The sequence below is a fragment of the Comamonas sp. MYb396 genome, assembly GCF_037479555.1.
Classification (GTDB): Bacteria; Pseudomonadota; Gammaproteobacteria; order Burkholderiales; family Burkholderiaceae_C; genus Comamonas.
Map to the genome: position 1 here is coordinate 66,532 of NZ_JBBGYU010000004.1, position 18,390 is coordinate 84,921.

16 protein-coding genes are annotated in these 18,390 nt (G+C 63.7%); 2 read left to right on the forward strand and 14 right to left on the reverse strand.

Annotated elements, in window-relative coordinates; translation table 11 throughout:
• Positions 1-58 precede the first annotated feature (58 nt).
• The 14 genes from WH265_RS10575 to WH265_RS10640 all read right to left on the reverse strand — a co-directional run bounded on the left by WH265_RS10575 (position 59) and on the right by WH265_RS10640 (position 15,273).
• Complete coding sequence (locus WH265_RS10575; protein WP_339558251.1) at positions 59-505, reverse strand: hypothetical protein; 447 nt, start codon at positions 503-505, stop codon at positions 59-61.
• On the reverse strand, positions 492-1,298 hold the full coding sequence (locus tag WH265_RS10580; protein ID WP_339558252.1) for a M35 family metallo-endopeptidase: 807 nt from the start codon (positions 1,296-1,298) through the stop codon (positions 492-494). Before WH265_RS10580 ends, WH265_RS10575 begins: the two co-directional genes overlap by 14 nt.
• A gap of 595 nt (positions 1,299-1,893) precedes the next feature.
• Positions 1,894-2,589 (reverse strand): hypothetical protein, encoded by a 696-nt coding sequence (locus tag WH265_RS10585; protein ID WP_339558253.1) that lies wholly within the window; start codon positions 2,587-2,589, stop codon positions 1,894-1,896.
• Between the two features lie 142 nt (positions 2,590-2,731).
• Positions 2,732-3,763: a histone deacetylase family protein gene (locus WH265_RS10590; protein WP_339558254.1), complete on the reverse strand. Its 1,032-nt coding sequence runs from the start codon at positions 3,761-3,763 to the stop codon at positions 2,732-2,734.
• A complete protein-coding gene (locus tag WH265_RS10595) occupies positions 3,760-4,605 on the reverse strand; it encodes a GntR family transcriptional regulator (protein ID WP_339558255.1) in 846 nt (281 codons plus the stop codon). The genes WH265_RS10590 and WH265_RS10595 overlap by 4 nt, the downstream gene beginning before the upstream one ends.
• Positions 4,595-5,554, reverse strand: coding sequence for a DMT family transporter (locus WH265_RS10600; RefSeq protein ID WP_339558256.1), 960 nt, complete (start codon positions 5,552-5,554; stop codon positions 4,595-4,597). The genes WH265_RS10595 and WH265_RS10600 overlap by 11 nt, the downstream gene beginning before the upstream one ends.
• Positions 5,547-6,599, reverse strand: a complete 1,053-nt coding sequence (locus WH265_RS10605) for a histone deacetylase family protein (RefSeq protein ID WP_339558494.1) — start codon at positions 6,597-6,599, stop codon at positions 5,547-5,549. The genes WH265_RS10600 and WH265_RS10605 overlap by 8 nt, the downstream gene beginning before the upstream one ends.
• An 8-nt stretch (positions 6,600-6,607) precedes the next feature.
• Positions 6,608-7,990 (reverse strand): aspartate aminotransferase family protein, encoded by a 1,383-nt coding sequence (locus WH265_RS10610; RefSeq protein ID WP_339558257.1) that lies wholly within the window; start codon positions 7,988-7,990, stop codon positions 6,608-6,610.
• 57 nt (positions 7,991-8,047) lie between these two features.
• On the reverse strand, positions 8,048-9,058 hold the full coding sequence (locus WH265_RS10615) for a 2-hydroxyacid dehydrogenase (RefSeq protein ID WP_339558258.1): 1,011 nt from the start codon (positions 9,056-9,058) through the stop codon (positions 8,048-8,050).
• Positions 9,055-10,719: a dipeptide ABC transporter ATP-binding protein gene (locus tag WH265_RS10620; RefSeq protein ID WP_445228522.1), complete on the reverse strand. Its 1,665-nt coding sequence runs from the start codon at positions 10,717-10,719 to the stop codon at positions 9,055-9,057. Before WH265_RS10620 ends, WH265_RS10615 begins: the two co-directional genes overlap by 4 nt.
• A gap of 38 nt (positions 10,720-10,757) precedes the next feature.
• Positions 10,758-11,657, reverse strand: coding sequence for an ABC transporter permease (locus WH265_RS10625; RefSeq protein WP_339558259.1), 900 nt, complete (start codon positions 11,655-11,657; stop codon positions 10,758-10,760).
• Positions 11,658-11,671: 14 nt separating this feature from the next.
• Entirely contained in the window at positions 11,672-12,646 is a 975-nt protein-coding gene (locus WH265_RS10630; RefSeq protein ID WP_021025248.1) for an ABC transporter permease, read from the reverse strand.
• A 118-nt stretch (positions 12,647-12,764) separates the two neighbouring features.
• On the reverse strand, positions 12,765-14,327 hold the full coding sequence (locus WH265_RS10635; RefSeq protein ID WP_027010502.1) for an ABC transporter substrate-binding protein: 1,563 nt from the start codon (positions 14,325-14,327) through the stop codon (positions 12,765-12,767).
• A 133-nt stretch (positions 14,328-14,460) separates the two neighbouring features.
• Complete coding sequence (locus WH265_RS10640; protein WP_148293018.1) at positions 14,461-15,273, reverse strand: class II aldolase/adducin family protein; 813 nt, start codon at positions 15,271-15,273, stop codon at positions 14,461-14,463.
• A gap of 531 nt (positions 15,274-15,804) precedes the next feature.
• On the opposite strand from WH265_RS10640, the gene WH265_RS10645 reads away from it, so the two are divergent.
• Both WH265_RS10645 and WH265_RS10650 read left to right on the forward strand, forming a co-directional pair.
• Positions 15,805-16,887 (forward strand): LuxE/PaaK family acyltransferase, encoded by a 1,083-nt coding sequence (locus WH265_RS10645; RefSeq protein WP_339558260.1) that lies wholly within the window; start codon positions 15,805-15,807, stop codon positions 16,885-16,887.
• The gene (locus WH265_RS10650; protein ID WP_445228523.1) at positions 16,887-18,389 is read left to right on the forward strand and encodes an acyl-CoA reductase; all 1,503 of its coding nucleotides are present in this window, start codon (positions 16,887-16,889) and stop codon (positions 18,387-18,389) included. Before WH265_RS10645 ends, WH265_RS10650 begins: the two co-directional genes overlap by 1 nt.
• Position 18,390: the final 1 nt, after the last annotated feature.

Consider the following 18,390-nt stretch of genomic DNA (forward strand, 5'->3'; position numbering starts at 1 on the left):
TACGCAGCATGGCGACCATGCCATGGATACCGCCTGCTGGACTTCTGCTGGTCTTTGATCAGCGTGCAATGGGTACAGGCAAACAAGACGGCAGTTTCAGCTTTTCGACATCGGGCGTGATATCGATGAATACAACGTCTGTGGTGGGAAGCACATCCAGCTTGGGCTTGGTATGCCCATAGAACACCACTCTAGTGGGGGTATCGGCAGGAAGTTGTTGGGCGAGTAAATGCTTTATTGCCTCGCCCCGCTTTTTTGCCAATGCCTTGGCCTCGTCAAGGTTGGATGCATAGGCATTCGCTTCGATGCCTAGGCTGCCCACTGCGGGAAACATTTTCAATGTGGACTGAAACCAATCCTGCAGCTTCTTGTTTTCAGCTTCAGATAAAGTGGATTTTCCACTTTCATAAAAAAGATCGACCGCGCTTACATACCTGCATGCAAAGGCTGAAGTTTGCAAGGAAACAATTAATGCAGCAAATGCTAAATTTTTATACATTGCCATAGATGACTCCATGTAGTGCGAACAAGACGAGATTGTCCGTATTGGTGATTGCTTTAGACGGATCCGTCCTAGCGAGCCTTTCAGATAATTTCGCATCGTAGACATGGTCTAAGGATGTAAAAGTGCTCTGAAAATGGCATACCTCGTGCAGAATAGTTCCAATTTTTGAACTATAGTCACTCGAATAAGTTCTGCTATTGCAATAGCCGGGGTAAATGGCAATATGATGTCCGTTGTCAATGGGGCAGACAGCTGCATGCACTCCATCATGGTCTAGGCTAGGTGCGCATCCGAATAGCATGCCAGTGGTTGGCTTGACAAAATTCTCTCCCGAGAGCTGCTTTATCACTGAGACACACTTCGGATAACCATTTAGCAAAATTCTTTTAAGCTTCTCACTGTCAGTGCCAAACCAACGTATGGCTCGCTCACGGGTGGCAGGCCCCCATTGGCGGACGGATGGAATGACATCTTTAGTTAGAATATTTATTAATTTGCCCTTGATTTCGTTAAATTCTTCAACGAACTCTTTATTTTTCATGTTCGCGCAGATGCGATCATCGATGGTTTCTGCGGATTCAAGAGAGGGGAAGGACGCGTCGCTTCTTTTGAATTGCTGTGCTGTACCCCCTAAGAAGTGTCCTTGGTCTGGCCACTGGTCTAGCGCACGAAAGTAATTTTCTTCTGTTGAGAAAAATTTCTTATCTAAAGTAATGGGTTCTGGCAGCGGTTGTAGCGGTGATTGGGCTCGAACTCCAGAGGCTCCACAACCATACTCGGTTCTGTTTTCCATTCCGTTGAGTGGACCTGGCTTTATGAAAAGTACCATTGCTTATTCCCTTGCTAATAAATCTGAACTTACTTAGCATTTCTCCCATGCAGCATATATTTAACTTTGGGCTGGATATTGCGGAAAATCGATCTCAGTGCCGTTGTCCCCGCGCCGTATTTCCAGTGTGTTTCTCGCGATTGCGTAATTGAGTGGTGTTCGCATCAACACGCTATCGCTCTATAAATTAATTTATTCAATCAATTAAATAAAATCAATAGCTATTTTACACATGGCGCAAGCATCATGGGCTGCTCGTGGTTGTAGATATGCAATAGGTCACTCGCATCAGTAAGGGACGCCGGTGAGTTGTCGCCATGGCCGAATAGGGCGCACGATCGGGATGTGGCTAGTCGAGAGGGAAAATCGGTGAAGCAGGGTTGGGTTGCAGGCGCGAGCTAAACCTGCACCGTGTCGCTGCACGGATCCAGATGGCCGAGCGCGAAGCAGCCAAGGCATCAGTGTTCAAGGTCCATCCACCGTAGAAGCAGCGTCGATACCTGCGTGAATCTTGGTCAGCAGGCAGCAGGCGTAGCTGTCGACGCGAGGTGGCTCGTTTCTAGGTTCTCGGGGGCTGCCGGGTGCCAGCCTTGGGCTCCCAAGTGCTGGAAGCCCTTGCTGAATTGAACCAGCTGAAGGGGTGGTATCGCCTGAATCGAAGAGCGTGGGGCACTACTTCCGCGATAGCGTCCTCAACTTCGTCGCGCAGTGGCCGTTGGCCATCTTTGCCCACCGTGCATGCGTTGACCACCAGATCTCCGGCGCGGTACCAGTGCATCAGCCGGTTTTGGAAGAAGCCTCGACCTCCGCGTTCCCAGGCGAGCCTGAACACGGTATCGCGATCTTTCCCAATCGGGCTTATCCCCAAAGAGCACTGAAAGGGGATGGCATTCATCAGCACCAGGCCGGTATCAGCGGTGATAGGCATGCCTGCGTCAGCGATGCGCTGGCGGATACGCTTACCAGTGGGGCCGTTGGCAGGCCATGGCGTGTAGAAGAACTTGGGGCTGTATTCGTCAATGTGCGGCGATTCCATGACCAGCAAAACGCATGGGCGCGGCGGGCGCAATGCTGGATTTCCATGCGCTGCATCCGACCAGTCCGCCTTTCCCTCCAAGTCGGCGATGAGGCCTGCATACCTGTCTGGACAGTGACCTGGAAACTGCGGGTGACTGGCTTGGACCATCTTGACGATGTGCTTGAACCATTCGTCGCTTCCCGCCTGGGCTGAAGGGTTCGCTGGGTCTGCTTGCATGGCGAAGGCGCCGGTTTATAGCTGAGATCGCTTGATTTTGGCCTGATTTTGCTCTTGTGCATTGACGCCGGCAGCTGTATGGCAGCGGCAGCTGGATGCCAAAAGAGCGCAATTAGGCCATATCTCTTCATGAGCGCCGAACCTACTGCGCCCCCACCTCAAACCCCCGCAACGCACTCTCCAGGTTCAAGCCCAAATCCTCACTCAGATACCCGCCTTCCTGCACGATCACCGTCGGCAACCCCAGCTGCGCGATTTTTTCGGTGATGCGGGCGAAGCCGGGGGTGTCGATGGCCAGGGCTTGGTAGGGGTCGTGCTCGTGGGCGTCCAAGCCCAGGGCGAGGACCAGGGCGCCTGGGGCGTAGTGGCGGATGGTGGTGAGGGCGGTTTCCAGTGCGCGCAGGTACTGGTCGGTGGTGGTGCCCTTGGGCTGGGGTAGGTTCAGGTTGTAGCCCAGGCCTTCGCCTTCGCCGCGCTCATGCGCATGGCCGGTGAAGAAGGGGGTGCAGAAGTGCGGATCGGCATGGATCGATACGGTCAGCACATCGTTGCGGCGCCAGAAGATGCCCTGGGTGCCGTTGCCGTGGTGCACGTCGATGTCGAGCACGGCGACGCGGGCATGCTTGCTGCGCAGGTGTTGGGCGGCGATGGCGGCGTTGTTCAGGTAGCAAAAGCCATTGGCGCGGTCCACATAGGCGTGGTGGCCGGGCGGGCGGCACAGCGCGTAGGCCGCTTGCTCGCCTTGCAGCACCAGCTCGGCGGCATGGGTCGCGCAGTGGGCGGAGTTGATCGCAGCGTGCCAGGTGTGCTCGCCAATGCTGCAGGCGCAGTCACCCATGTGGTAGCCGGCCTGGCCTACCAGGTGGTCGGGGTAGGTAAAGGGTTGGCCGGGGAAGGGGAAGACATTGGGCAGCACCTCGAGCGAGGCATCGGGCAGCGCCTGCCAGCGTTGCCAGGCGGTTTGCAAAAAGTGCAGGTACTCGGGGGTGTGGACGGCGGCGCGCGGGCCGGGGCCAAAGTCTTCGACCAGCAGGGGCTGGTGGCCCGCCTTTTGGGCCGAGCGCAGCAGGATCTCGGCGCGTTCGGGTTGCTCGTTGCTGCGCTTGAGTTGGCCGCGCACCATGAATTGCTGCGGGTCGTGGCTGCGGTGCTCGTGGCTGTAGATGAATTTCATGGTCTTGGCGGTTTTCGTCGGGAGGAAGAAACGGGGGTGGCGGTGGCGCCGGGCTTGGCCTTGGCTGGGGTGGCGGAAATCGCTGCGGGTGTGGGCGCGGCGGCAGCACCCGCGTTCGGGGCCTGGTCGCCGTGCAGCACCTGGGCATGGGCCTTGTCCTGGGCATCGACCAGATGCACGCGCAGCGCCTTTTCTGCAGCGTCGGCATCGCGGCGCAAGATGGCATCGACGACCGGGAAGTGCGACTGCGCAATAAACACCGGGTCGCGGTACTGGCGCTCGATAAAGCCCTGGCAGATGCGGATCTCGGCCTGCATGTTGGCAAAGATGCGCTGCAGGTATTCGTTGCCCGAGAGGCGCGAGATGGCGGTGTGCATGCCCAGGTCCATCGTGACGCGCTCGATATTGCTCAGGGTCGGCGCGCGCTCCAGCATGTCATCGGCATAGGCCTTGAGCGCTGCGAGCTGCGCATCGGTCGCCACCTCGCAGGCCAGGCGTGCGGCCATCACCTCCAGGCCCAGGCGCACCTGGAACAGGTCCTGGATCTCCTTGGGGCTGAAGGTGCGCACGGTAAAGCCCTTGCGCGGCGTCGAGACGATAACGCCCTGGCTCTCCAGCCGGCGCGCTGCTTCGCGCAGCGGGGCGCGGCTCACGCCCATCTGGCGCGACAGCTCGGCCTCGACGATGCGCGAGCCCGGTGGCAGCCGGCCTTCAAAAATGGCCTGCAGCAGCTGGCGCTCCACCAGCTCCACCAGATCGGGCACCCGGATCGACGAAAAGCCGGGGTTGTCTGTCTCCTCGCCCTGCAGGGCGATGGTCTTTGTAAGGGTCTCAGATGTCATGTCGGGATGCCTGGTGAGCGGTGTACTTGTGCCGCCGGGGCCATGCAAGGTACACACCGGCAGCGCTGATCATCAGCATGCCATAAAGGGCCAGGCTGTCTGGCGGCCGTTGGAACCAGAAGGTGCTGATCAACACCGCCAGCAACAGTTGTACATAATTCATTGGCGCCAGGGTCGAGGCCGAGGCGCGCTGGAAGGCCTGCAGCAGCAGCAGCTGCGCGCCACCGCTGACAAAACCGCCCGCCAGCAGCAAGGCCATATGCGGCGCATCGGGCCATTCGGTGATCGGGTGGAAGAGGGCAGGCAGGTTGGTGATGACCAGGCAAAACAGCGCCATATAGGCAAACTGCACCGCTGTGGGCACCAGTCCCGAGAGCTTGCGGGTGAGTACCTGGAACAGTGCATAGCAGACGGCCGAGATCGCCATCAGCACCGTGCCGGCCAGTGGCAAGGCATTGCCCGGTCGCACGATGAGCAGCATGCCGGAAAAGCCCAGCAGCACCGCCACCCATTGCACGCGGCCGACGCGCTCGCCCAGCAGCCAGGGCGAGAGCGCCACCATGATGAGCGGTGCGGTGAAGTAGATGGCGGTGGCCTCGGCCAGCGGCATAGTCGCCAGCGCCGTCATAAAGCAGGTGGCCACAATGGCCAGCATCAGGCTGCGCAGCAGCAGCAACTTGCCGCTGCGCAGGCGCCCCCAGCGCAGCGCAGACCAGTCGCCATGCCGGTGCATGACCCACAAGGCCAGCACGCCGATGGCCGTGTAGCGCGAGAGATTCATCACCGTGGCCGGGTAGCGGGCCAGCATGTGCTTGGCAAAGGCGTCGTAGCAGGCAAAGCACAGCAGCGCTGCCAGGAACAGGCCCAGCCCCTGGCGCAGCCGGCGCGTGGCATCGGCCTCGCGCAGTGCTGCTGCCGGGTTGCTGGGCTGCACGGCCTGCTCAGCCATGGAGGCCCTCCAAAAAGGCCTGCAGGCCCGGGCCAATGGCTTCGACCAGGTAGCCGCCTTCCTGCACTACCACCAAGGGCAGCTCCAGCGCACGCAGCTTTTGGCCGACGGCGCGGTAGGCGTCAAAGTCCACCTTGAGCACACTGATCGGGTCGTCCTTGAAGGTGTCAAAACCCAGGGCCAGCACCACGGCCTGCGGGCCAAAGGCACGCACAGCCTCTAAGCCGGTGTCCACTGCGGCCAAAAACTCCGCATTGCCGCTGCCATGGGCCAGCGGCAGGTTCAGGTTGTAGCCCTCGCCGGCGCCTGCACCGCGCTCCTGTGCGTAGCCGGTGTAGAACGGAAAGTAGCTGCTGGTCTCCGCATGGGTGGACACCGTCAGCACATCGTCCCGCGCGTAGAAGATGCTCTGCGTGCCATCGCCATGGTGGGCATCGACATCGAGCACGGCGACCCGCCCAAAATGTGCGGCCATGCGTGCAACAGCACAGGCGTTGTTGTTGACATAGCAAAAGCCGCTGGCACGGTCCCAATGCGCATGGTGGCCCGAAGGGCGGCACAGCGCATAGGCCATGCGCTCGCCGGCAATCACCGCATCGGCGGCAGCCACGGCGCTGTGGGCCGAGCGCAGGATGGACTGCCAGCTATCCGGCCCGAGCGGGCAGGACAGATCACCCAGGTAGTAGCCGGTTTGCGGTATCAGTGCGGGCGATGGGCAGGGCGGGCGGCGCTGGCCGGCGGGCACGCCCGCGTAGGGCGAGAGGTTGGCCATCACCTCGGGGCCGGCATTGGCGCCGCTCGCCAGCATCTCCTGCCAGCGCGGCCAGGCGGTTTGCAGGTAGTCCAGGTAATGCGGGGCGTGTACGGCCTCCAGCGGGGCGCGGCCCAGGTCGGGCGGCGCGCTGACGGCCAGGCCCGCCTGTTGCAGCGCATCGGCCAGGGTCTCGGCGCGGCTGGGCAGATCGGGCGCGGGCACCAGCTTGCCCAGGCGCATGAACTGGCTGGGGTGGTGCAGCGCTTGATCGGGGCTGTAGAAGGCTTGCATGGTGGCGCTCATGGCAGGGTGGCCTGCAGCTTGTCCAGCGCGCGGTCCAGGCGGGCAAACATCTCGGCCATCTCGGCCTCGGTGATGATCAGCGGCGGGCACAGCGCCACGGCGTCGCCCATGGCGCGCACGATCAGGCCTTCTTCCTGCGCGTACTGGGCCAGGCGGTAGCCCAGCTTCAGCGCAGGGTCAAAGGGCTGGCGCGTGGCCTTGTCTGCTACCAGCTCGATGGCGCCGATCAGGCCTACGCCCCGGGCCTCGCCCACATAGGCGCGCTCCAGATAGCCGCGCAGCCGGCCTTGGAAGATGGGGCTCAGCTGGTTGACATGGGCCAGAATCTGCTCGTCCTCATAGACCTTGAGCGTCTCCAGCGCCACCGCCGCCGCCACCGGGTGGCCGGAATAGGTATAGCCGTGGCCAAAGGTGCCGATCTTGCCGCTGTTGGCGGCCATGGCCTCGTAAATCTTGGGCGCGACCATCACCGCCGAGATCGGCACATAGCCCGAAGACAGCGCCTTGGCACAGGTCAGGATGTCGGGCTGGATGCCAAAGGTATGCGAGCCAAACATCTGGCCGGTGCGGCCAAAGCCGCAGATGACCTCATCGGCCACCATCAGCACCTCGTACTTGCGCAGCACGGCCTGGATTTTTTCAAAATAGGTCTCGGGCGGCACGATCACGCCGCCGGCGCCCATCACTGGCTCGGCAATAAAGGCGGCCACGGTGTCGGGGCCTTCTTGCAGAATGCGCTGCTCCAGCGCATCGGCCAGGCGGGTGGCAAAGTCGGCCTCGCTCTCGCCGGGGTTGGCATAGCGGTAGTGGTGGGGGCATTCCACATGGCCGATGAGCGCAATGGGCAGGTCAAAGTCCTGGTGGTTGGCGGGCAGTCCGGTCAGGCTGGCGGCCGCCACCGTCACGCCGTGGTAGCCGCGCTGGCGCGCGAGGATTTTTTTCTTGGCGGGCTTGCCAATGGCGTTGTGGTAGTACCAGATGATCTTGATGGCCGTGTCATTGGCTTCCGAGCCCGAGTTGGCAAAGAAGACCTTGGCCATCGGTGCCGGGGCCAGCTGGATCAGCCGGTCCGCCAGCTGGGCAATCGCCGGGTTGGAGCGGTGGTTGAAGGTGTGGTAGTAGGGCAGCGTCTTGAGCGCATCGATGCCGGCCTGCACCAGGCGCGGGTGGCTAAAGCCCAGCGAGCTGCACCACAGCGCCGACATGCCCTCGATGTATTTACGCCCCTGCTCGTCGATCACATGGATGCCATCGCCCCGCGTGATCATCAGCGGGCCCACGTCCTCATGCGCTGCCAGGTTGGTGTAGGGGTGCAGGTGGGCGCCAATGTCCTGGGCGTCCAGCGTGCTGCGTTTGGGGGTGTTGTCTGCTGCGTTCATGTCCAAATCTCCTGGGGGCTGGGTGCTGCTTGCTATTGATCGGGATTGCGGGGGGCGTCAGTAACCGCGTCCCAGGTCCACGGCCACCTCGGCGGCCTGGCCTGCGCGGATGCGGCTGAGGTTGTGGGCGGTCTGCCGGGCGATGACGCGCGGATCGGTGCGGGTGGCGATATGCGGGGTCACCAGAATGCGCGGGTCCTGCCAAAAGGGATGGTCGGCTGGCAGCGGCTCGGCGCTGAAGGTGTCCAGGGTGGCTGCTCCTATCTGGCCTTCGGCCAGTGCGGTCAGCAAATCGGCCTCGACCAGGTGGGCGCCCCGGCCCACATTGATCAGGTGCGCGCCGCGCGGCAGCTGGCGCATCAAGGCCAGATCGAGAAAGCCTTGGGTCTCATCGGTCAGCGGCAGCAGGCACACCAAGGTGTCGCAGCCGCTCAAAAACTCCGCCTTCTGCGTCTGGCCGTGGAAGGTTTGCAAGCCTTCCAAGCCAGCGGGAAAGTCCTGCTTGGCTGATCGGCTCCAGCCGCGCACCTGGTAGCCCATGGCGAGCAGCGCGCGGGCAGCGCCCTGGCCCAGGGTGCCCAGGCCTGCGATCCCAACCCGGTGACGGTTGGGCGCAATGATAGGCTCCTCGCGCCACTGGCGCTGCGCCGCATGGGCCACATAGCGGTCCATATGGCGCTGGCGGTGGATGACGGCCCAGCTGACAAAGGCCGTCATGCCGTAACCCATGGTGCTGTCCACAATGCGGCACACGGGGGTGCTGGCGGGCAGGGCCTGGGTGTCGATATGGTCAATGCCGGCGGCAATCGATTGCACCAGCTGCAGGCCTGCGGCCTGGGTCAGCTGCGCGAGTTGGGCGGCGGGCGGGTGCCAGCATACTGCTACCTCGATATCGCTGTGCTGGTCAGCGTCCAACAGCGCCTGCAGCTCGGCGCCCAGCAGCAGCCGGCTGCCGGGGAACTGCGCCTGGTAGGCGGGCAGCAAAAAGTCCATCGCAATGCTCTTGCTCAAAAAGGCAATGCTGCGGGGTGCGGCGGCCTGGGCATCGGTGCTGGGCATGGCGGTCATGCGCGGCTCCGCGCTGGTGCCTTATCCGCTTCAGCCTCGTCGCGGCGGTGCTCCAGCGAAGGGATGGCGTCAATCAAGGTTTGCGTGTAAGCGTGCTGCGGGTTACCCAGCACCTGGGCGGTGGGGCCGTATTCCACAATCCGGCCCCGTTGCATGACGGCCAGGTGGTCGCACATCTGGCCGGCCACGCGCAGGTCATGGGTGATAAAGACCATGCTGAGCTGAAAGCGCTCGCGCACCTCGGCAAACAGCTTGAGCACCTGGGCCTGCACGGACACATCGAGGGCAGAGACGGGCTCATCGGCCACCAGCAGTGATGGCTCCATCGCCAGCGCGCGGGCAATGCCAATGCGCTGGCGCTGGCCGCCAGAAAATTCATGCGGGTAGCGTTCGGCTGCCTCGGGGCCGAGGCCGACCAGCTCCAGCAGCTCCATCGTGCGGCGCAGGGCCTCGGCCTTGGGGACACCCTGGGCAATGGGGCCGCTGGCAATGGCCGAACCAATTTTGTGGCGCGGGTTGAGCGATGCGTACGGGTCCTGGAACACCATCTGGATCTTGCCCTTGGCCTGGCGGCGCAGCGCGGCGCCGGAGCTGAGGCGCTGGCCGTTGAAGAGGATCTCGCCGCTGTCAAACGGTGCCAGGCCCACAATGCAGCGGCCGAGCGACGACTTGCCCGAGCCCGACTCGCCCACCACGCCCAGGGTCTGGGCGCGGCCCAGCTCAAAGCTGATGCGCTCGGCGGCCACCACCTCGCGCGCGGGCCGCAAAAAGCCGCCGCCGCTGCGGTAGACCTTGCACAGGTCCTTGACCTGCAGCACCGGCTGCGCCGTGCTGGCCTGGGTCTCGCGCACTTGGCCATGCGGAATGGCGGCCAGCAGCTTCTTGGTATAGGCGTGCTGGGGGTTGCGCAGCACCTGGCCGGCCGGGCCGGCTTCGACCACCACACCGGTCTGCATCACCACCACATGGTCGGCAATCTCGGCCACCACGCCAAAGTCATGGGTGATAAAGAGCATGGCCATGCCACGCTTTTTTTGCAGCGCCCGCATCAGCTGCAGGATCTGGGCCTGCGTGGTCACATCCAGCGCGGTGGTGGGCTCGTCGGCAATCAGCAGGCTGGGCTCGAGCAGCATCGCGATGGCGATCATCACGCGCTGACGCTGGCCGCCCGACAGGCGGAACGGGTAGGCATCGATCAGGCGCTCGGGCTCGGGCAGGCCCACATCAGTGAGCGCGGCGATGATGCGGCGGCGCTTGTCGGCAGCGGGCAGCTGCAGGTGGGCATCGAGCGCCTCGGCCATCTGGTCGCCAATGCGCATCACCGGGTTCAGCGCCGTCATCGGCTCCTGGAACACCATCGCCATGCGGCTGCCACGCAGCTCGCGCAGCTGGTCTTCGCTCAGGTTCAGCAGGTCTTTGCCATCAAACAGGATCTCGCCGGCCACGGGCTCGACCTTGGGGCGGGGCAGCAGGCCCATGATGGCGTTGGCGATCATGGACTTGCCCGAGCCCGATTCACCGACCACACAGAGGGTCTGGCCGGGCAGGATCTGCAGGTTGGCCTGGGTGACGGCCAAGGCGCGGTCGGCGCCCAGCGGCAGGCGGATGTCCAGGCCGCGCACGGTCAGCACCGGCTCTGGGGTGGCAGGCTGGTCAGGCATTTGTGCAAGCATATGCAGGGCTTCGTGTGAATAGGCGTTCATTTCGTCTTCCCGTCCTGGCGCGCGTTGAGTCCGTCGTTCAGGCCTTCGCCAACCAGGTTGAAGGCCAGCACGGTGAGCAGGATCGCGACGCCGGGGAACACGGCCATCCACCAGGCCTGGCGCAGCACGGTGCGGGCCGAGCCGATCATGTAGCCCCAGCTCATCAGGTTGGGGTCACCCAGGCCCATGAAGCTCAGGCTCGATTCGAGCAGGATGGCGGTGGCCACCATCAGCGAGGCCATCACCACGATGGACGAGGCCGCATTGGGCAGGATCTGCGCCAGGATGATGCGCGGCGTGCTTTGGCCGGCCAGCTGGGCGGCGGCGACAAAGTCGCGCTGGCGCAGGGTCAGGAACTCGCCGCGCACCAGGCGCGCCACCGGCGGCCAGGACACGAGCGCAATGGCCACGATGATGGAGTTGACCGAGGGCTCAAAAATGGCCACCAGCACCAAGGCCAGCGCAAAGCTCGGCACGGACTGGAACATTTCGGTAAAGCGCATCAGGGTGGCATCGACCCAGCCACCGAAGTAGCCCGAGATGGCACCAATGCCCACGCCAATCAGCAGCGACACCAAGGTGGAGATCACCGCGATCAGCAGCGAAATGCGCGCGCCCAGCACCAGGCCCGAGAGAATGTCGCGGCCCATGGTGTCGGTGCCCATCGCAAAGCCTTCGCGCTCCATTGGCGGCAAAAAGGGTTGCTCGACCATGTCCCAGGGGTTGTGCGCGGCCAGCAGCGGGCCAAAGCAGACCAAGAGCGCCACGAGCAGCAAGATGGCGAGGCCCAAGAGGGCGCCCCGGTTGCGGCAAAAGCGGCTCCAGAAGGTGGATCGGTGCTTGTTCTTGGCGGGGGGCGTAGCGGCCGCCAGGGCCGGCTCGGAAATAGCAGTCATCGCAAGGCTCCGTTTCAGCCCAGCTCGATCCGGGGATCGACCAGGGTGTAGACAAAATCAGTGATCAGGTTGAACAGCACCGCCACAGCGGCTGCGACCAGGAAGCAGCCCAGCAGCAGGTTGTAGTCGCGCTGCAGCAGGGCATCAAACATCAGCCGGCCAATGCCGGGCCAGGCAAACACGGTCTCGGTCAGCACCGCGCCGCCAATGAGGCCCCCGGCCTGGATGCCCGCCAGGGTGACGATGGGCAGCAGGGCATTGCGCAGAATGTGCTGGCGCTGGATGCGGCCCATGCGCACGCCCTTGGCGCGGGCGGTTTTGACAAAGTCCATCTGCGCGACTTCGAGCATCGAGGCCCGGGTCATGCGGGCATACACCGCCATATAAAAGAGCGCCAGCGTGAGCGAGGGCAGCACCAGATGCTGGGCAATGTCCCAGGCGCGGGCAAAGCCGGTGGCGTCGCTGCCCACGGTGAAGTAGCCAAAACCAGGCAGCCAGCTCAGTTGCACCGAGAACACCAGCACCGCCATCATCGCCAGCCAGTACAGCGGCGTGGCATAGAACACCAGCGCCACAAAGGTGATGGCGCTGTCCACCCATTTGCCGACATGGCGGCTGGCGGTGGCCCCCAAGGCCACGCCAAAGATCAGCGACATCACAAAGGCACTGCCGGTGAGCAGCAAGGTGGCGGGCAGGCGCTCGGCAATCAGATCCAGCACCGGGCGCTGCTGCCGGTAGGAAAAGCCCAGGTCCAGCTGCGTGATGTGGCCCAGGTAGTTGGCCAGCTGGGTGGTCACGGGCTTGTCCAGACCGAATTGCTCGCGCAGCTGGGCGACGAACTGCGGGTCCGAGGCTCCGGCTTCACCGGCAATGACGGCGACCGGGTCGCCGGGCGCTGCCCGGATCAGCATGAAGTTGACGGTGGCTATGCACATGAGCACCAGCAGACCCTGGAGCACCCGGACGGACATGTAGCGGAGGCGGTTCATAGCGGGGAGACCTTGGAGCGAGACAAAAGCGCTGCCATCCCGCACGCGCCAGCGGGGGCTGGCAGCGTGCAGAGTTCAGCAAGAAGAGAGGCGCTGCGGCCGGGGCCGCAAGCAATGCTTAGCCTATCGAGGCACGGCTCAGGCTGTCGTTCAAACCCACGCCGGAGCTGATCGGGTTCTTGATCTTGGTGCGGTAGAGCGTGGGGAAGTTGATCTCATGCAACCAGGCCACCGGCACTTCCTCGGTCAGGATCTTCTGCACCTCGGCATAGGCCTTGGCGCGGTCGGCATCGGTCAGCGCCTTGGCGCCGGCATCAAACAGCGCATCCACCTTGGGGTTGACATAGCCTTCGATGTTGTTGAAAGGCGAGCCCTTGGCAATCGTGTGGCTGGTGTAGGTACGGGCCACGCCCAATGCTGGATCGGGGTACTGGTAGACATAGATGATGGCCATGTCGAAATCCCACTCGGCGGTGCGCTGGTTCCAGCCGGCCACATCGGTGCCGGTGGTTTCCACCTTGATGCCGGCCTGGATCAGGTTCTGGCGGATCATCTCGGCCAGGCGCTGCCAGGATTCGCCATAAGGCAGCGGCAGCAGCTTGACGGTTTCGCCCTTGTAGCCGGCTTCCTTGAGCAAGGCCTTGGCCTTGTTCAGATCACGCGGGTACTTGGTGACATCGTCAGAGGCGAACTTCACATGCTGGTTGAAGGGGCCGGCCGCCGTTTTGGCAAAACCCTGCCAGGCGACCTTGACCATGGCCTCGCGGTCCATCGCATACATGACGGCCTGGCGGAACTTGGGGTTGTCAAAGGGGGCCTTGCGGTTGTTGAGCACCAGCCAGGAATGGGGCGAGTAGAACTCCCAGCCCTTAGTGGTGACCGCTGCTCCAGGCAGCTTGGCCAGGCGCGCCACATCGAAGAACTCGACCGCGCCCCCTGGCACCACATCGACCTTGCCCGATTCAAATGCCGCAGCACGCGAGGCCGCATCCGGGATGATGTGGAAGTAGAGGTTCTCCACCATGGGCTCGCCCTTGGTGTGGTAGAGCTCATTGGCCACCAGCTGGATGTAGGAGCCGCGCACCCATTCCTTGTACTTGAAGGGGCCGGTGCCAATGGGCTTGGCATTGGCCGGGTTGGTGGCGTAGTCGGTGTTTTCGTAGATGTGCTTGGGGATCATCGGCATCGAGCCGGTGTCGAACAGGCTGATGAAGGGGCCAAACGGGTACTTGAGCTTGAACTCCACCGTGTTGGCATCGATGGCGCGCACGCTCTCCAGCGGCTCCAGCGATGCGCGCAGGCGGGCATGGGTCTTGCGCAGAAACTTATCGACCGAGAACACCACATCATCGGCAGAGAAGGGTTTGCCGTCGTGCCACTTGACGCCGGACTTGAGCTTGAAGGTGTAGGTCAGGCCGTCGTCCGAGCGGTTCCATGCCGTCGCCAGCAGGCCGTGCGGCTCCAGTTTCTCGTCGTAGCGCAGCAGGCCTTCGTAGATATAGCCGGAGACCAGCTGGGTGGGGCCGTTTTGCACGATGCCCAGCATCAGGCCCGAGGGCTCGGGCTGCACCATCACATTGATCGTTCCCTTGGTTTGCTGCGCCAGGGCCGCCATGGGCACGCCCGCGATGCTGAGGCCGGCTCCCGCCAGGCTGTAGGAGATGAGTTCACGCCGATTGATCATGGTTGCTTCCTGTCTTGGTATCGAGGGGTGCCTGGCCCGGCTGGGCTTGCGGCGGTGGGGCCGCAAAGGCGGCGGCATGCAAGGCTCGGTTGGCTTCAGTCGCGGTTCAGTCGCTGCTCAGCCGCGCCTGTCAATCACGGTAGTGGCTGCGGCCCGGCGGCTGCAAAAAGCCCAGCAGGCCCTGCCATTCGCGCTCATGTGGGTCGGCGCGTTTGGGCTGGCCAGGCATCACATCGGTGTCGCCGCTTTCGTACTGGCGGGCGGTCAGCTCGCAGACCTCGGGCGGCACGGGGTTGATGGCCTGGCCGCTGGACTGGATGGCCAGCTGCACGCGGCAGGCGCGGTCGAGGTTGAGCATCAGGATGAAGGCCTCGGCCACGCTGTGGCCCAAGGTGAGCAGACCGTGGTTGCGCAGCACCATGGCCTTGGCCGTGCTGCCCAGGTCGGCGACCAGGCGCTCGCGCTCATGCAGATCCAGCGCGATGCCTTCAAACGTGTGGTAGGCCACGCGGTTGTAGAACTGCAGCGCCCACTGGTTGCTCGGCTGCAGGCCGCATTGCAGTGAAGAGACCGCCACGCCCGCTTCGGTGTGGGAGTGCACGACGCAGGCGGCGTCATGGCGGGCCGCATGCACGGCGCTGTGGATCACAAAGCCGGCGGGGTTCACCTCGTAGGGCGTGTCTTCGACGATGCGGCCTTCGGCATCGATCTTGACCAGCGAGCTGGCCGTGATGTCCTTGAACAGGGTGCCAAAGGGGTTGATGAGGAACTGGTCGGTGCGGCCTGGCACCCGCGCCGAGATGTGCGTGTAGATGCTGTCGTCCATCCCGAAATGCGCCATCAGGCGGTAGGCGGCAGCCAGGTCTTCGCGAACACGCTGTTCGCTCTCGGTATGCGGTTTGTCGTAGCCGGATTGGACGTCGGCATCAGCCATTGCAAGCATTGTTGTCCTCGTTAAATTTATGTCGTCTAGCGACAGTCGTCTGTCGACAGGACATAAGTTAACAGACTGAATCGCCGATGGAAAGGGTTGTGGACTAGGTGATTTCCAGCATGCGCGCTTTGACCTAGCGCAGAAAATTTGCAAAGCACCACAATGGGTTACGTGGTGATGCCGTTGCCTGGATATGGTGCAGGAATACGCAAAAAATGCCTTGGCTTGGTGCATGCGCGACTGCGCCATCGGCGGCTTGCACCATCGCGGTGGCCCTGGTGTTTTCCCTGGTTTGGGCTTGGCGCCGGTGGCTGGATTGACCGTGGTGCAGGCCTTGGCTTGACAGTGTGGATGGCGGTAACCCAGCAGCCCTGGGGTAAGATGGCGCCTGCTCCGGGGTGCACGCCAGTGCTGAGATCTACACCCGAGAACTTGAACCGGGTCATTCCGGCGGAAGAAGAGCCAACTCCCTGCCAGGGGCGCCTTGCGCGCATGGGGGGAGCCTTCGGAGCATGACCTCACCGCTCTCGAAGGAATTCCATGGACAAGGCCGATACGCTGGTCGCAGACCTGCTTGCATTCATCGCAATGGATGGCTGCACCGATGACCAGTTTGACCAGCTCGCGCTGCGTCTTTTTGCCTACCAATACGCATCCAATACGCCGTTCCGCAGCTTTTGCCAGCGCCGTGGCGCGAGCCCGCGCACGGTCAAGACCTGGAGCGATATCCCGGCCGTGCCCATCGATGCCTTCAAGGCGCTGGAGCTGCGCAGCGAGGCGCCATCGCCGACCGAACGCGTCTTCATGACCAGCGGCACCACCGGCCGCGCCGCACGGGGCCGGCATTTTCATCCGGCACTGCAGGTCTATGACCTGTCGATGCAGCAGCACTTCGCCACCCGCTTCATGCAGGGCACCGCGCGCATGCCGATGGGCATCCTGTTCCCTGATGAGGCGGCCATGCCCAACTCGTCGCTGGCGCATTACCTGGCGCTGGCCAAGTCGAGCTTTGGTACGCCGGAGAGCCGCTATTTTCTGGGGCCGGAGGGCCTGGATATGGCCGGGCTCTGCGCCGTGCTGGAAGAAGCTGAGCGCAGCGGCCAGCCCTATGCGCTGCTGGGCGCCAGCTTCAGCCTCGTGCATGTGATGGATGCGCTGCGTGCCCAGGGTCGCCGCTTTCATCTGCCAGCGGGCAGCCGCATCCTGGATACCGGTGGCTACAAGGGCCAGTCGCGTGAGCTGCCCTTGGCCGATTTTTATGCGGGCCTCACCGAGCTGCTGGGCGTGCCGCCCGAGCTGTGCATCAACATGTACGGCATGACCGAGCTGAGCACCCAGTTCTACGACAACGGCAATGCCAGCTTGCCCTCGGTCAAATCCGGCCCGCACTGGATTCGCTCGCGCCTGGTCGAGCCCGTCAGCGGCCGCAGCGTGGCGCCGGGTGAGCGCGGCATTCTGGTGCACTGCGACCTGGCCAACTACAACGCGGTCAGCACCATCCTGACCGAAGACGTGGGCCTCTGGGCCGATGACGGCTTTTTGCTGCTGGGCCGGGCCGAAGGGGCCGCTGCCAAAGGCTGCTCCTTGGCCGTCGATGAGTTTGTACAAGCGGCGCGCGCATGATGGAGCCGCAAGCCGCTGAGCGCATGGCCGGGCGCATGCGGGCCGGCTACCTGCCGGGCATGGATGACAACCGGGTGCGCTGGCAGGTGTTGGTGTATGAGCGCGCGGGCGCCCAGCTGGAGGTCGAGGTGCCGGTGCTGACCGGCGCGCAGATGCAGGCCCTCACCGAGCGGGTGCGCGCCGCCGCGCAGCGCCAGCTGCAGCCGATGCCACTGGCCGAGATTGTGGCGGCGATTGACCGCGCCATCGCCCGCCTGCTGGACCCCGCCGACCCCTATCGCCGCCAGATCGACGCCTGCCTGCCGCTGGTCTGCGGTTATGACGCGGCGATGGTGCGCCTGGGGCTCAACGGCCTGTTCAAGACTTTCAGGGCACCCCAGCTGTGGCGCTTTATCGGCGAGGATTTTGCCAACCCTGGTGTACTTGATGGCTTTGTGCCTGCCACCAAAGGCGGGGCCGTGCGCGCCTATGGCCCGGGCCTGCTGCTGCACAGCTGGGCCGGCAATGTGCCGGCGCTGTCGCTGTGGAGCCTCGTCTGCGGCCTGCTCGTCAAAGCGCCCAGCCTGGGCAAGCTGGCCAGTGCCGAGCCGCTGTTTGCCGGCTGGTTTGCACGCTTGCTGGCGGAAGTGCATCCACCACTGGCCGACTGCCTGGCCGTGGTCTGGTGGCCCGGCGGCGCCCAGACGGGCGGCAGCGCCGAAGGCGCGCAAGTGCTCTATGCCGAGGCCGATACGGTGATGGCCTATGGCAGCAACCAGACCCTGGCTGCGCTGCGCCAGCAGCTGCCGGTGACCACCCGCTTTTTGCCCCATGGCCACAAGCTGGGTTTTGGCATGGTGGGTAGGGCGGCACTGGATGCCGTCAAAGCGCCAGCCCATGCGCGGCTGGCAGCCTGGGATGTCATGCGCTATGACCAGCAGGGTTGCTACTCGCCCCATGTGTTCTATGTAGAGCGGGGCGCTACCGTCACACCCCGCGCCTTTGCCGATTACCTGGCGGCCGAACTCGCCAACCTGCAGCAGCGCTTTGCGCGCCGGCCGCTGGATCTGGAAGAGGGCGCCGGCATGGCCCGCTGGCAGCAGTCGCTGGAGTGGCGCGCACCGGCCGATGATGGCGCCGCCCCGCAGCTGATTGGCCCAGCCGATGCGCGCTGGAGCGTGGCCTATAGCGACAGCCTGGAGCCGCTGGCGCCCACGGCGCTCTACCGCAGCATTGTGGTGGTGGGGGTAGACAACCTGGACGACGTGGTGCCCTTGGTGGCCGCCCAGCGCGACTACCTGCAAACCGCAGGCCTGGCCGTGGGCCCCGAAGATTTGTACCGTTTGGCCGGCCTGCTGGGCGCCGCCGGCGTTACCCGCATCAGCGCCTTGGGCGCCATGGGCGTGCCCGAGGCCGGCTGGCACCATGACGGGCGCTTTAGCCTGCTCGACTTGGTGCGGATGACCGAGATCGATGCCGCTGCCGAGGCCGCTGCGCAGCCGCTGGCGCGTTACGCAGACTGAA

Bases quoted from the DNA above. Each gene is read 5' to 3' on its own strand.
- WH265_RS10620 (WP_445228522.1), bottom strand. From the start codon at position 10,719: ATGCCTGACCAGCCTGCCACCCCAGAGCCGGTGCTGACCGTGCGCGGC.
- WH265_RS10575 (WP_339558251.1), bottom strand. From the start codon at position 505: ATGGCAATGTATAAAAATTTAGCATTTGCTGCATTAATTGTTTCCTTG.
- WH265_RS10580 (WP_339558252.1), bottom strand. From the start codon at position 1,298: ATGGAAAACAGAACCGAGTATGGTTGTGGAGCCTCTGGAGTTCGAGCC.
- WH265_RS10615 (WP_339558258.1), bottom strand. From the start codon at position 9,058: ATGACCGCCATGCCCAGCACCGATGCCCAGGCCGCCGCACCCCGCAGC.
- WH265_RS10640 (WP_148293018.1), bottom strand. From the start codon at position 15,273: ATGCTTGCAATGGCTGATGCCGACGTCCAATCCGGCTACGACAAACCG.
- WH265_RS10585 (WP_339558253.1), bottom strand. From the start codon at position 2,589: ATGCAAGCAGACCCAGCGAACCCTTCAGCCCAGGCGGGAAGCGACGAA.
- WH265_RS10610 (WP_339558257.1), bottom strand. From the start codon at position 7,990: ATGAACGCAGCAGACAACACCCCCAAACGCAGCACGCTGGACGCCCAG.
- WH265_RS10590 (WP_339558254.1), bottom strand. From the start codon at position 3,763: ATGAAATTCATCTACAGCCACGAGCACCGCAGCCACGACCCGCAGCAA.
- WH265_RS10650 (WP_445228523.1), top strand. From the start codon at position 16,887: ATGGAGCCGCAAGCCGCTGAGCGCATGGCCGGGCGCATGCGGGCCGGC.
- WH265_RS10625 (WP_339558259.1), bottom strand. From the start codon at position 11,657: ATGACTGCTATTTCCGAGCCGGCCCTGGCGGCCGCTACGCCCCCCGCC.
- WH265_RS10605 (WP_339558494.1), bottom strand. From the start codon at position 6,599: ATGCAAGCCTTCTACAGCCCCGATCAAGCGCTGCACCACCCCAGCCAG.
- WH265_RS10630 (WP_021025248.1), bottom strand. From the start codon at position 12,646: ATGAACCGCCTCCGCTACATGTCCGTCCGGGTGCTCCAGGGTCTGCTG.
- WH265_RS10595 (WP_339558255.1), bottom strand. From the start codon at position 4,605: ATGACATCTGAGACCCTTACAAAGACCATCGCCCTGCAGGGCGAGGAG.
- WH265_RS10645 (WP_339558260.1), top strand. From the start codon at position 15,805: ATGGACAAGGCCGATACGCTGGTCGCAGACCTGCTTGCATTCATCGCA.
- WH265_RS10600 (WP_339558256.1), bottom strand. From the start codon at position 5,554: ATGGCTGAGCAGGCCGTGCAGCCCAGCAACCCGGCAGCAGCACTGCGC.